12 protein-coding genes are annotated in these 12,996 nt (G+C 62.6%); 3 read left to right on the top strand and 9 right to left on the bottom strand.

The features are described 5' to 3' along the window. Positions 1–132: 132 nt before the first annotated feature. From FJ867_RS17030 to FJ867_RS17050, 5 genes are all read right to left on the bottom strand, one after another. Positions 133–726 carry a DJ-1/PfpI family protein gene (locus FJ867_RS17030; protein WP_140499290.1) on the bottom strand — a complete coding sequence of 198 codons (594 nt, stop codon included), beginning with the start codon at positions 724–726 and terminating at the stop codon, positions 133–135. Positions 727–793: 67 nt separating this feature from the next. Further along, positions 794–1,744 carry a substrate-binding domain-containing protein gene (locus tag FJ867_RS17035; RefSeq protein ID WP_140499292.1) on the bottom strand — a complete coding sequence of 317 codons (951 nt, stop codon included), beginning with the start codon at positions 1,742–1,744 and terminating at the stop codon, positions 794–796. A gap of 57 nt (positions 1,745–1,801) precedes the next feature. Next, entirely contained in the window at positions 1,802–2,773 is a 972-nt protein-coding gene (locus FJ867_RS17040; protein WP_140818023.1) for an ABC transporter permease, read from the bottom strand. 17 nt (positions 2,774–2,790) lie between these two features. Continuing rightward, positions 2,791–4,368: a sugar ABC transporter ATP-binding protein gene (locus tag FJ867_RS17045; RefSeq protein WP_140817993.1), complete on the bottom strand. Its 1,578-nt coding sequence runs from the start codon at positions 4,366–4,368 to the stop codon at positions 2,791–2,793. A 6-nt stretch (positions 4,369–4,374) separates the two neighbouring features. Continuing rightward, positions 4,375–5,073: a GntR family transcriptional regulator gene (locus FJ867_RS17050; RefSeq protein ID WP_140499296.1), complete on the bottom strand. Its 699-nt coding sequence runs from the start codon at positions 5,071–5,073 to the stop codon at positions 4,375–4,377. 209 nt (positions 5,074–5,282) lie between these two features. On the opposite strand from FJ867_RS17050, the gene FJ867_RS17055 reads away from it, so the two are divergent. Genes FJ867_RS17055 through FJ867_RS17065 form a run of 3 tightly spaced genes read left to right on the top strand, consistent with a single transcriptional unit; the run spans position 5,283 to position 8,835 of the window. Then, positions 5,283–6,506, top strand: a complete 1,224-nt coding sequence (locus FJ867_RS17055) for an iron-containing alcohol dehydrogenase (protein WP_140499298.1) — start codon at positions 5,283–5,285, stop codon at positions 6,504–6,506. A gap of 14 nt (positions 6,507–6,520) precedes the next feature. Further along, a complete protein-coding gene (locus FJ867_RS17060) occupies positions 6,521–8,008 on the top strand; it encodes an NAD-dependent succinate-semialdehyde dehydrogenase (protein WP_140817994.1) in 1,488 nt (495 codons plus the stop codon). Between the two features lie 11 nt (positions 8,009–8,019). Next, positions 8,020–8,835 (top strand): alpha/beta hydrolase, encoded by an 816-nt coding sequence (locus tag FJ867_RS17065; protein WP_140499302.1) that lies wholly within the window; start codon positions 8,020–8,022, stop codon positions 8,833–8,835. 59 nt (positions 8,836–8,894) lie between these two features. Here the strand turns inward: FJ867_RS17065 and FJ867_RS17070 are convergent, their stop codons facing one another. The 4 genes from FJ867_RS17070 to FJ867_RS17085 are packed head-to-tail and all read right to left on the bottom strand — an operon-like array spanning position 8,895 to position 12,981. Next, positions 8,895–9,263: a putative quinol monooxygenase gene (locus tag FJ867_RS17070; RefSeq protein WP_140499304.1), complete on the bottom strand. Its 369-nt coding sequence runs from the start codon at positions 9,261–9,263 to the stop codon at positions 8,895–8,897. A gap of 1 nt (position 9,264) precedes the next feature. Further along, entirely contained in the window at positions 9,265–10,239 is a 975-nt protein-coding gene (locus FJ867_RS17075) for an ABC transporter permease (protein ID WP_140499306.1), read from the bottom strand. Continuing rightward, positions 10,229–11,815: a sugar ABC transporter ATP-binding protein gene (locus FJ867_RS17080; RefSeq protein ID WP_246675070.1), complete on the bottom strand. Its 1,587-nt coding sequence runs from the start codon at positions 11,813–11,815 to the stop codon at positions 10,229–10,231. The genes FJ867_RS17075 and FJ867_RS17080 overlap by 11 nt, the downstream gene beginning before the upstream one ends. After that, positions 11,812–12,981, bottom strand: coding sequence for a Gfo/Idh/MocA family oxidoreductase (locus FJ867_RS17085; RefSeq protein ID WP_140499308.1), 1,170 nt, complete (start codon positions 12,979–12,981; stop codon positions 11,812–11,814). The genes FJ867_RS17080 and FJ867_RS17085 overlap by 4 nt, the downstream gene beginning before the upstream one ends. Positions 12,982–12,996 lie beyond the last annotated feature (15 nt).

Genomic DNA, 12,996 nt, shown 5'->3' on the forward strand with positions numbered 1-12,996 from the left:
ACCGGCAGGACGCACCGCGCGCATACCTTTTGCACGACGGTCGATATAGTCGTCCGCATCGGCGAAGGCCTCGGTATCACTGTGGAGGCCGACACGCCACGGCAGCGCGCCGGCCTCCACCTGGTTCGAGGCTCAGTTGTGGCGGATTTCCGTGCCGAGCACCTTCAGGCACTCGCGGATAAAGGCGGCCAGCGCCGTCCATCCCTTGGCCGACACCATCGTGCCATCGACATAGGCTTCCGTCGGCGAGAGGTCGATATAAGTTCCGCCCGCGAGAGTGACTTCCGGCTCGCAAGCGCCCAGCGCACCAACCTTCTTGCCGCGCACGACACCGTCGACCGCGATCAGGATCTGCACGCCATGGCAGATCGTGAAGATCGGCTTCTTGGTCTCGTGAAAGTGTCGAACGATCGTCTGCACCCGCTTGTCGGTGCGGATGTATTCCGGTCCGCGTCCGCCCGCGCAGTAAACCGCGTGGTACTGGTCGAGCTGCTTTTCCGCATCCGAGAACGTCTTGTTGATCAGCGCGTAGTGCCCGAGCTTTTCGGTGTAGGTCTGGTCCCCTTCGAAATCGTGCAGCGAGGTCTTGATCAGGTCGCCCGCATTCTTGTCGGGGCAGACGACATGGACCGTGTGACCAACGGCTTCCATCGCTTGCTGGTAAACGAAAATCTCGTATTCCTCGGTGAACTCACCGGTCAGCATCAATATCTTCTTGCCTGGCATAGCTCTTCCTCTCTGTTGTTGGCATGCAAGGCGCATCACGCGCCTTGCCTCATTCGGATTGCGGGCCTCAGAACGGGGAGTCGGGGAAGTAATATTCCTTGGCGTTGGCCTGGGTTATGAGCGGGGCGTCGAGTTTGACGGCACCGCGAACCGGAGCCTGACCGATCAAGTTGGCCACGGTCATGTAGATAGCGGTCTTGATCATCGCCGGCGGATACGGCGTCTCGACCGGTGTCATCGCATCCCCGTCTATCACCTTCTTCACGATGTCCTTCATGCCGTTGCCGCCGAGCGCTAGCTTGATATCGGTTCGGCCGGACTGCTTGACGGCCTCGAGCACACCGAGAAGCATGTCGTCGTCATTGGCCCAGACCGCATCGATGTGCGGGTGCTTGGCCAGGTAATCCTGCATGAGCTTGAAGGCCTCGTCGCTGTTCCAGTGGGCATACTGCATGTCGAGCACCTTCAGGCCGGTGCCCTTGATGGTATCCTCGAAGCCCTTGATGCGCTCGTCGTCGATGACGGTGGGAATGCCGCGCAGCACGACGACGTCACCTTTGCCGCCCAGTTTGTCGATCATGAACTTCGCCGTATTGGTGCCAACCGCGATGTTGTCGCCGGCAAGATACAGGTCCTGAATGGAAGGGTCGGTCAATCCCCTGTCGACGACGGTGATGAACGTACCCATCTCCTTGATGGCTTTCACCGGCTGGGTCAGTTCCTCGGAGGTGTAGGGCAGTATCACCAGCGCATCCAGCTTGCGGCTGGCCGACAGATCCTCCAGCGCGCTTACCTGGTCGGCCGCCGAGGGCGACGTCTTCACGACGACTTCGACATCCGGGAAGGCCGCGTTGATTTCCTTTGCGGCGGCCTGCGCGTGATAGACGATGCCGGCCGTCCAGCCATGATCCGCCGCCGGGATCGACACCGCGACCACCTTCTTGTCGGCTGCAAGCGCCTGGCCGGCCACCATCAGTGCGCCGACTGCCGCAACGGCAACCCATTTCCTGCTAAACATAAATACCTCCCAGAGATATGGACCACACAACAGGCGCCCGTCCGGTCCGAAGACGAGCTATTTCGAAAATCTTTGCACGAGCATGGCGATGATGATGATGACGCCCTGCACCGCGGCGACGAGGTATTCGGAAACGAAATCCGACAACACCATCAGGTTGGCGATCAGCTCCAGGATCACCGCACCGGCTATGGTGCCCCAGATGCGGCCCTTGCCGCCCCGCAGCGCCGTTCCCCCAATGACAACGGCCGTTATCACCTGCAGCTCCCAAAACTGTCCGGTGGTCGGGGTGGCGGCTCCCAGACGAGGCACATAACAGATGGCGGCGACCGCCACGCATGCACCCTGGATCACATAGGCAATGGTGCGCGTCTTGACGACGGAGATGCCCGAATAGCGGGCGACGTCCTCGTTGGCGCCCACCGCCGCGCATTTGCGGCCATATTTGGTCTTGTAGAGGACAAATGCGCCGACCACCGCAACGAGCGCCGACAGAAGGATCGGCACCGGAATGCCCGCGACGGCGCCGAAATAGACCGGCCGGTACGCCTCCCGCAGCGAGCGATCGATCGGGATCGTGCCCCCATCGGTCATATAGGTGATCAGTGCGCGGAAGATACCCATAGTGCCGAGCGTGGCGATGAACGGCTCGATCCTTCCGACCGTGACGATCAGACCGTTCGCGAGACCGCATAGAAGCCCCGCGATGACCGCTATCACCATCCCCGCCGGAATGGCCCAAAGGCCGAGGCTGGGGGCCATCATGTTCATGAACATGATCGTGACGCCGGCGATGAAGGCGACCATCGAGCCGACCGAAAGGTCGAGCCCGCCCGATGAGATCACGAATGTGGCGCCGACGGCTATGATGGCGACATAAGCGCTGCGCGTGATCACGTTGCCCAGGTTTGTCGCGGAAAGAAAATCCGGATTGATGAGGAATCCCGCCACCAGCAGTGCGAACAATGCGAGGAAAGGGCCGGCATCCGTCCACGAGAAATGGTGCTGCCCGTTGCTTCGGGCAGACATGGAATGGGTAAGCGCCGTCACTGTCTTCCTCCTTGGGCCGTGTCATGGCCTTTGTCGCTGGTCGCCAGCAGCGCGATGTTGCTTTCGACCATCGTTTCGCCCGAGACCTCGCCGCTGATCCTGCCTTCGCGCATGACCAGGATGCGGTCGCAGATGCCGACCAGTTCCTGCATCTCCGAGGAGATGACGATGCAGGCTTTGCCTTGGCCCACGAGCTCCTGGATGAAGGCGTAGATCTGCGCCTTGTTGGCGATGTCGATTCCGCGCGTCGGCTCATCGATGATCACGACGGAAGGATTGGTCAGAAGCACCTTGGCCAGCAGAAGTTTCTGCTGGTTTCCGCCCGAAAGCTGCCCTGCCCTGGCGTTGTGGCTCTTCACCCGGATGTCGTAGCTGGAGACGGCCCGCGCGAGCGCCTCGGATTCGCGGCCGCGCAGAACCAGAAGTCCCGGATGCAGAAGGCCAAGCGACGAGAGGGTCAGGTTCGGCGCCAGCCGCTCCTGCAAAAGCAGGCCCTTGCCCTTGCGATCTTCCGTCAGATAGCCGATGCCCGCCTCTATGGCCTCGCGCTGTGAACGTATCTGTATCGGCGAACCGTTGAGCTCGATCGTAGCCGTCGCCGGCCTAAGCCCCACAATGCCTTCGAACAACTCGGTTCGCCCCGCCCCGATCATGCCGGCGAAGCCAAGAATCTCGCCTTTGTGAACGGTAAAGGACACGTCCCGTGCATAACCTGGAACAGTCGCGTTTCTGACGGTCAGCATGGGCCGGCTCGTCTGGACCTCGCGCTTGTGAGGATAAAGCGCGGCGAGTTCGCGCCCGACCATAAGCTGCGCCATGTCGGCCTGGCTCAACGCATGGCCGGGATAGGTGCCGATCATCTTGCCGTCGCGCAGGACCGTGACCTTGTCCGCCAGCCGCTGCACCTCGTCGAGGCGATGGCTGATGTAGAGAACCGCGATGCCCCGCGCCCTGAGCCCGAAGATGATGGCGAGCAAACGCTCGACCTCCCCACCGGTCAGCACCGCTGTTGGCTCGTCGAAGATGACGACCCTGTGGTCGTCGAGCAACGCGCGGGCGATTTGCACGAGCTGGCGATCCGCCAGCGAAATGTCTCGGACCAGCGCGGTCGGCGACACCTCGCAACCGATCTCGGCCAGTTTCGCGGCCGCTATGCGGCGCATGGCGCCATCATCGACGATTCCGCGCCTGGAGAGCTCGCGGCCGAGAAAGAGATTGTCAGTCACCGTGAGCGCTTCGGCCAGGAGGATTTCCTGATGCACCAGCGCGATGCCTGCCGCCTGCGCCTGGTGAGGTGTCCTGAAACTCACGCGGTCACCGGCCATGGACAGGCTGCCGGCGGTTGGCTCGATGTAACCGGAAAGCAAGCGCATGAACGTCGACTTGCCGGCGCCATTCTCGCCGATGACGGCATGGATCTCGCCAGGGAAAATATCCAGCGTGATGTCCGACAACACGGTCACCGGGCCGTATTGTTTGCAAAGCCCTTCCGCGCGTAGCACCGGAGCCACAGCCTGTGTGGGCTCCGGCGGCAAAGCGGTGACGCTTCCGTCGATGCGAGTGGCAACTGACATCGCGGCCTACTCGAATGCAGGCAGGAGCCTGTCCCGCGAATTCTCTATGTGCACGCGCATCGCCTTTTCGGCGGCAACCGGATCGCTGGCCGCGAAAGCGGCGAGGATGGCTTCGTGCTCGTCGAGCGCCTCCTCGGTGACCCGCGAGTGATACATCAGGCGGAAAATGTGGAAGTGGGTGTGCTGGTGGTTCAGCGTTTCGCGGATGAGCTCGTTCTGCGCGAACTCCATGACCTTGTCGTGGAAGATAGCATCCTGGCGGGCGAAGTTCGAATAACGCAGGCGTTCGTCCTTGCCCACCCGCCTGGCCATCACGCCAGCCGCCTCCTGCAAAATCATCAGCCGGGCTTCATCGAGCGCAGCGGCTGCCTTGGCGGCGGCTGCGGGTTCGAGCAGCAGGCGCAGTTCATAGAGTTCGTCGAAACGGCGCCGTGTGATCTGGGGCGCGGCCCGGTACCCGATAAGATGGGTTTTCACCACCAGGCCCTCGCCTTCCAGCCGCCCAAGAGCTTCGCGGATGGGCGTATGCGAGACGTTGAACTCCTTGACGAGGTTATCGACGGTGATCCGCGATCCCGGAGCTATCTTCAGCGACATCAGCTGCTGGAAGATCGCCTCGTAGACGTCGCCCGACAGGCTGTTGGCGCGCTGGATGCGGCCTGTCAACCGAGCGTCATTGTCGACGGTAAGGTCTGGATTCTGCATGTTTTGCCTCTTGACAGGGGCGACCTCTAACACGATGCTCCGCGCAATTCAATCCTATATCCTATACGATTTTATAGAGGATATTTCGTGAGGCAGGAAAACTCGACGACGGCTCTGGCCCGTGCCTTGCCCGAACCACGCCACGCACGCTGGGCAAGCGGTGATCTCCGATCCCCCGCTCCCCAATCCATATTCGAAGGACACACTTCATGACGCTATTTGCAGCAGCCCGGTTGCCGCATGAGATTCTTTTCGGCAAAGGCCAGCGCCACGCGCTGCCTGATATTGCCGCCAGATATGGCCGGCGCGCATTCATCTGCACGGATGAGCGTTTCGCCGGGACGCCAATGTTCGCGCAGATCAGCGCGGCACTGAGAGCAGGCTCGATCGAAACGCTCGTGTACGATCGCATCCTCCCGGATGTCCCTCGTGACAGCGTTGCCGTCTGTGCCGCCCATGCGAAGGACTTCAAGCCGGACATGGTGATCGGGATCGGTGGCGGCAGCTGCCTGGACATGGCCAAAAGCGCCGCGCTGCTGATCAGTCACGGCGGGTCGCTTCAGGACTACTACGGGGAGTTCAAGGTGCCCGGCCCCACGCTTCCGGTAATCGCGGTCCCGACCACCGCCGGCACCGGTTCGGAAGTGACGCCGGTGGCGGTGATCTCCGATCCGGAGCGGACGCTTAAGGTCGGCATTTCCAGTCCCCATCTCATTGCCGCGGTCGCGCTCTGCGATCCGGAACTCACCTCGACATGCCCGCCCTCCCTCACGGCAATTGCCGGAGCCGACGCGCTCACCCACGCGATCGAAGCCTTTACGTCCGCCAAACGCGGCGCCGATCCGCACTTGCCGCAGCGGCATGTCTTCGTCGGCAAGAGCGCCCTTACCGATCATTTCGCGCTGCTGGCCATCCAGCTCCTGGGCCGCAGTCTCGAAAAGGCGTACAGGGACGGCTCGGACGAAGACGCACGCGCCGATGTCATGATGGGAGCGCTGGCGGCCGGCTGCGCTTTCGGCACGGCCGGAACGGCGGCTGCCCACGCCGTGCAATATCCCGTCGGCGCGCTTACCCACACGCCGCACGGATTGGGCGTGGCGACGATGCTTCCCTACGTGATGAGCTACAATCTGCCCGCCGCGACCGACGAAATAGCGGCGGTCGGCGCCGCTCTGGGGGTGACGGAGACAAAGAGCGCCGAGGCGACCGCGCGCGCCACCATCGATGAGGTGGCCCGGCTGTTCGCGGCGATCGGCATCACCCGCACGCTGGCCGATCTGGGTCTTCCACACGACAAGATCGACTGGACCGCCGAGCAGGCGCTCGGCATCGATCGGCTGATCAAGAACAACCCTCGTCCTTTCGACATCGCCGCGATGCGGCGGCTGGTGAGGGCCGCCTATGACGGCGACATGGCCGCAAGCTCAGTCTGACCAGAGGTGATGAGATGAACGTACCCCAAGGGCAACTCAACGAAGATCCGGACATGTTCGACTACACCACATTCTCGCACGGCCTCTATATCGACGGACACTGGCGACCGTCTTGCGACGGTCGTCTCATTGAGGTGATCGATCCTTCCACGGAGGCCGTGATTGCGGCTGTCCCGGACGCCACGATTACCGATGCCGCCGCTGCCGTCGAGGCGGCTGCGAAGGCGGCGGCAGGCTGGCGCGCAACCGCGCCGCGCAAGCGTTCGGAAATACTGCGGCGTTGTTTCGAATTGATGGTCGAACGGTCCGATACGCTGGCGGCGCTGATCTCGCTGGAGAACGGCAAGGCGCTGCGGGACGCGCGCGGCGAGGTCGCCTATGCGGCTGAATTCTTCCGCTGGAATGCCGAGGAAGCGGTGCGCATCAGCGGCGAGTTCGGCCTGGCGCCGTCAGGCGCCAACCGGATCGTCGTTGATTATCATCCGATCGGCATCTGCGTGCTCATAACGCCCTGGAATTTCCCCGCCGCCATGGCGACACGCAAGATCGCGCCGGCGCTGGCCGCCGGCTGCACCGTCATTCTGAAGCCCGCCAGCGAGACGCCCCTGACCGCCTACGCGCTCGCCGCGCTGTACGAGGAGGCGGGTGTGCCTCCCGGCGTCGTCAATGTGCTCACCACTTCGAACCCCGGACCAGTGACCTCCGCCATGCTCGCCGACCCGCGCGTCCGGAAGCTATCCTTCACCGGTTCGACCGGCGTGGGTCGTGTTCTGCTGGCCGAAGCCGCCAAGCACGTCATCTCATGCTCGATGGAACTCGGCGGCAACGCCCCGTTCATCGTCTTCGATGACGCCGATCTGGACGCGGCCCTCGACGGCGCGATGGTCGCCAAGATGCGAAACGCCGGCGAGGCCTGCACGGCAGCCAACCGCATCTACGCGCAGGCCGGCATCCATGACGCTTTTGCCGAAGGTCTGCGCCAACGCATGGCCGCGCTCAAGCTCGGTTCAGGCACCGACCCGGACACCGAATGCGGTCCGATGATTACCAGGAAGGCCGTCGACAAGATCGATCGGCTGGTCAAGGACGCGGTCGCCCGTGGGGCCAGGATCCTGTGCGGCGGCGCGGTCGCCGACGACAAGGGCTATTTCTATCCGCCGACCGTCCTTCGGGACGTGCCCGCCAATGCCGAGATGGCGCAGGAGGAGATATTCGGTCCGGTGGCCCCGATCAGCCGCTTCGAGAACGAGGACGAAGTCATCGCGCGCGCCAACGACACGGAATACGGCCTTGCCGCCTACATCTACACGCGTGATCTGGCCAGGGGCATGCACGTGGCATCGAAGATCGAAACGGGCATGGTCGCGCTCAATCGCGGCCTGATGTCGGATCCGGCGGCACCTTTCGGCGGCGTCAAGCAGAGCGGCCTTGGCCGCGAAGGCGGACAGAAGCACGGCATTGCCGAGTTCATGGAGGCGAAGTACATCGCCGTGACCATGTGAACGGGCACCCCATGCAGAATGATCCTTTCCGCATCCGCGACCACGTCGCCGAGTTCGACGACATCGTCGCCGAGATCGTTCGTCGCAGCACGGAGGTGCGCGCAACAATACCGATGGTTGCCGACATCGCCTATGGAGCGGATGCCACCGAGACCATCGACCTGTTCTTTCCGGAGGGCAAACGCGACCGCCTGCCGGTCCATGTGTTCATCCATGGCGGCTACTGGCGCATGTTCTCCAAGCGCGACTATTCCTATGTCGCCGAGACGGTGACGCGCGCCGGCGCAATCGCGGTCATCGTCGATTATGCGCTGATGCCGGCTGTGAGGATGGCCACGATCGTCGACCAGGTGCGGCGCGCCAAAAGCTGGGTGCTCGACCATATCGGCGATCACGGCGGCGATACCGAGCGCCTGACCGTGAGCGGACATTCAGCCGGCGCCCAACTTGCGACGATGCTTTTCAATGACGACGGCCGGACTTCGACAATCAAAGGCGCGTTGCTGCTTGGCGGTCTCTACGACCTGAAGCCCCTTCAGACCTCTTTCCTTGCCGCCGAGATCGCGATAACGGACGAGGACGCAGCCAGGTTCTCGCCGCTCACCCGCCGTTTCGATCCGTCGGTGTCGGTCGAGATCGCTGTCGGCACCGATGAAACGCCGCCATTCCACAGCCAGGCCGAGGCGTTTACGCGGCATCTGAAGGAGCAGGGACTACAGGTCTCGCAGACCGCCCTTCCTGGAGCCAATCACATGAGCAGCGTTCTCGACCTCGGCTTGGCCGGCACCGAGGCGGCAACCATGCTGACAAACCTGGTTTCCGGCTGAGGCCATTGGCGTTCCGTCAAAAGCTGGCACTTTCAGCTGTCACCCGCGTCCCGAGCGCTTTACCTGTCTCCATCGGATCTGCTCTCACCGCGCGGGGTTGGAAACGATCGCTCATGCGATGCCAGCGCCAGCTGGCTGAGCATGACGAATTGACGGACATCCACCGGCCGCGCAACGAGGTCGTCGAGCTTCCCGAACAGCGGCATCAGATGTGGCATGGAGAGGTGCCTGTCGAGATCGTCCTTCGAACGCCAGTTCTCGTAAAACATGAATACGCAGGGGTCAGCCGGGTCGACATGGAAGTCGTAGTTGATGCAGCCCTCCTCGGCACGTGTCGGTTCGACGAGGCCCGACAGGATTCTTTGCAGTTCATCGCGGGTTTCGGGTTTGGCAACCACGGTGCCGATGACCGTATAGGGAACCGTCATCTCATTTCCTCCCCTGGCTGAGTGCAACGGCAAGGATGATGATGGCGCCGCGCGCGATTAGCTGCTGGCTGAACTCCAACCCCATCAGAATCAGGCCGTTATTGATGAGGCCGATCATCAGCGCGCCGACAATTGTCCCGATCACCGTGCCGGAGCCGCCGAACAGGCTGGTGCCGCCAAGCACCGCCGCGGCTATCACCGACAGTTCGTCGCCTTGGCCGAGTTGGAAGCGCCCCGATTGCAGCCGGCCGGCGTAAAGCATTCCGGCCAGCGCCGCCGCCATGGCCGAGATGGTAAGCACGCGGAACTTGACCGACTTGGTGTCGATGCCGGAATAACGCGCCGCGATCTCGCCGCCGCCGGTGGCCAGCACGCGGCGGCCAAAGCTCGTTCGCCTCAAAACGACGTGGCCGACGGCTCCCAGCACCAGCATCCAGATCAGCAGCACCGGCACCGGCCCGACATTGCCGCCGCCGAAGATCCAGGAGTAGCTCTTCGAGATGATCGGCACCGCAGCCGTATCGCTGATCCACATTGCGGTGCCGGTAGCGATGCCCATCATAGCCAACGTGGTAAGGAAGGATGGAATTCCGACCCGCGTCGTCAACAGGCCGTTGAAGGTGCCGACGACGGCGCCTGTGGCGAGCCCCGCCATCACACCGGTGATCGGTCCGCCGGCGTCGATCGCCATCGCCGTCGTCACCGAGGCGAGACCCGCGACGGCACCAACGGACAGGTCGATCTCGCCTGCCGACAGAACATAGGTCATGGCGATCGCCATCACCGCGATCATCGCCGTCTGCCGCACGATGTTGAGCAGGTTGTTGAGGTTGAGGAAGCCCTTGTCGAACAACGTTATCGCGAAAATGATGAAGATGACGACGAAACCGATGTAGATGATGTTCTGCCGCCAGTTGGTGAGCCCAAGCCTCGCTGCCAGCGAGGACTGGGACGCGGCAGCCTGACTAGTGGACATGTATTCCTCCCTGGCTCTTGCTCAGCGCTTTCTGGATGACGATCTGCAGCTTGCGCTCGGCCGCCTGGAGTCGCGCAACCGGATCGTTCTTTGGCGCCGAGGGATCGTCGAGATCGGCGCGGCTGACATCGTTCACGACGCGCCCCTCGGAGACGACGATGATACGGTCGCAGGCCGACAGCATCTCGGACAGCTCCGACGAGATCATGATGATTGCCTTGCCGGCGTTGGCGAGCTGGCGAACCAGCAGGATGATTTCCGACTTCGAACCGATATCGATGCCGGAGGTCGGCTCGTCGAGGACCAGGATCTCCGGATTCCTCGAAAGCCATTTGCCGATGACGACCTTCTGCTGGTTGCCGCCCGAAAGTGTGCGCACCGGGCTGTCGCGCGATGCAGTCTTGATCCGCAGCTGGGCGATCTGGCGATCAGTCAGCTCGCGCATCTTTTTCGTCGACACAAAGGCCTTGCTGCTCAACTGGTCGAGCACGGCGAGCGTCATGTTGGAGGCGACCGAATGCTCCGCGATGACGCCCTGCCGTAGCCGATCCTCCGGCACCAGCGCCACACCGGCCTCGATGGCGTCACTTGGTCTGGCGATCGCCACCGGCTCGCCGGCAATGCGGATCTCGCCTTCGACGATCGGATCTATGCCGGCGATGACGCGCGCGATCGCCGACCGCCCGGAGCCCAGCAGCCCGGCTAGGCCGACCACTTCGCCGCTGTGGACGACGAAGCTGACGTTCTTCGGTTTCTCCACCCCTGAAACACCGTCGAGCTCAAGCAGCGGCGCCCCGACATTCGATTCGCCGCGTACCACGTCGGACAGACCACGCGAGCGTTTGCCGACAATATGCTCAATCATCGTTTCGATCGGCAGTTCCGACATCGGCGCGGTGATGACGTTGCGGCCATCGCGCAAGATCGTGGCGCGGTCGGCGATGCGGGCTATCTCGTCCATGCGGTGCGAGACATAGATGATGGCGACGCCTTCCGATCTCAGTTTGCGCAGGAAGGCAAACAGCCGCTCGACATCGGATACCGCCAGCGCCGTCGACGGTTCATCCAGGACCAGCACTTTCGCATTCTGCGAGATCGCCTTGACGATCTCCGTCAACTGCCGTTGGCCGGCGCCGAGATTGCCGACCGTCGCTTTCGGATCGACCTCGACCTGCAGCATGTCGAACAGGTCCTTGGCGCGCTTTTCGGCGGTGCGATCGTCGATCAGGCCGAACGCGACCTTGGCTTCGCGGGTCAGGAAAACATTCTGCGCCACGGTCAGCGTGGGGATGAGGCTCATTTCCTGGAAGATCATGGCGATGCCCGCCCGCCTTGAAGCTTCGGGCGAGATTTCGGCGAGTGGCTTGCCATCGACTAGAATGGTACCGGTGTCCGGCACATGAACGCCGCTCAACACTTTCAGGATGGTCGACTTACCGGCACCATTGCCACCGAGCAATGCGTGGATTTCGCCTTTCTCTACCCGCAGGTCGACATCGACCAGCGCCTTGACGCCGCCGAAGGATTTGGTGACGCCTTTCATTTCCACCGCATGAACAGGCGCCGCGATTGTCATGGTCGGACCTTGGTCCACTGGCCGGATTGGCCGGATTCGATCAGCGCGTCGGCCACCCGCTCGGTCTTGTAGCCATCCTCGAAATTGGGCAAGGGCTGCTTGCCCGAAACAATAGCCGAGAAGAAATCGAAACACTCCACGATCTTGGTTTCGGAATAGCCGATGCCGAGCGCCGGGATTGGCCACAGACCCGACCCATAGGGGTGCGCCGGACCGGAATAGACGGACCTGAAGCCGCGTGCATCCGCAGGATCATCGGCAAACATCACCTGCAATTCGTCGCGCCGTTCGTAGTTGAAAGCAATGGAGCCTTTGGTGCCGTGGATCTCGAAAGTGATGAAATTGTTGCGGCCATAGGCGTTGCGGGTCGCCTCCAGCGAACCGATCGCGCCGTCGGCGAATTTCAGCAGCGTCATCACCTCGTCGTCGACGTCGACCTCAGCCCGCTCGGTATCGGTATTCCTCTCTGCCGCGCCGAGCCTGTCGAGATTGCCGCGTTGGATCGGTCGCGTTTTGTTGTAGGTGCGCACCAACGCGCTGACCTCGGCGATCTCGCCGACCAGATAACGGGCAAGGTCGACGACATGGGTGCCGATGTCGCCGATCGAGCCGGACCCGGCGATCTTCTTCTGAAAGCGCCAGGACAGAGGCGAATCCGGATCGGCCGACCAGTCCTGCAGATAGGTGCCGCGGAAGTTGAGAATCTTACCGATGCGGCCTTCCTCTATGTACTGGCGGGCAAGCGCCACTGCCGGCGTGCGACGATAGTTGAAGGCAACCATGTGGATGACGCCGGCTTTGTTCACCGCGTCGAGCATGGTCTTTGCCTCGTCGCCGCCGCGCGCCAGCGGCTTTTCGCAGATGATGTGCTTGCCGGCTTCAGCGGCCGCGATCGCGATCGCGGCATGGCTGTCGTTCGGGGTGACGATGTCAATGACGTCGATGTCGGATCGCGTCACCACCGAACGCCAGTCAGCGGATGATTCCTCGAATCCGTAGCGACGGCGGCCTTCGTCGGCCAGTGTCTCGGTGATGTCGACCACCACCTTGCGCACGGGGATGGCGGGGGCGGGCCAGAAGAACATCGGCATCGTCGCATAAGCGAGCGCATGGGCTTTACCCATAAAGCCGCCGCCGATCATCGCCACGTTGAGCGTCTTGGTCATGATGGTCTCCTGTCG

This window comes from Mesorhizobium sp. B2-5-3, from assembly GCF_006441005.1.
GTDB lineage: Bacteria > Pseudomonadota > Alphaproteobacteria > Rhizobiales > Rhizobiaceae > Mesorhizobium.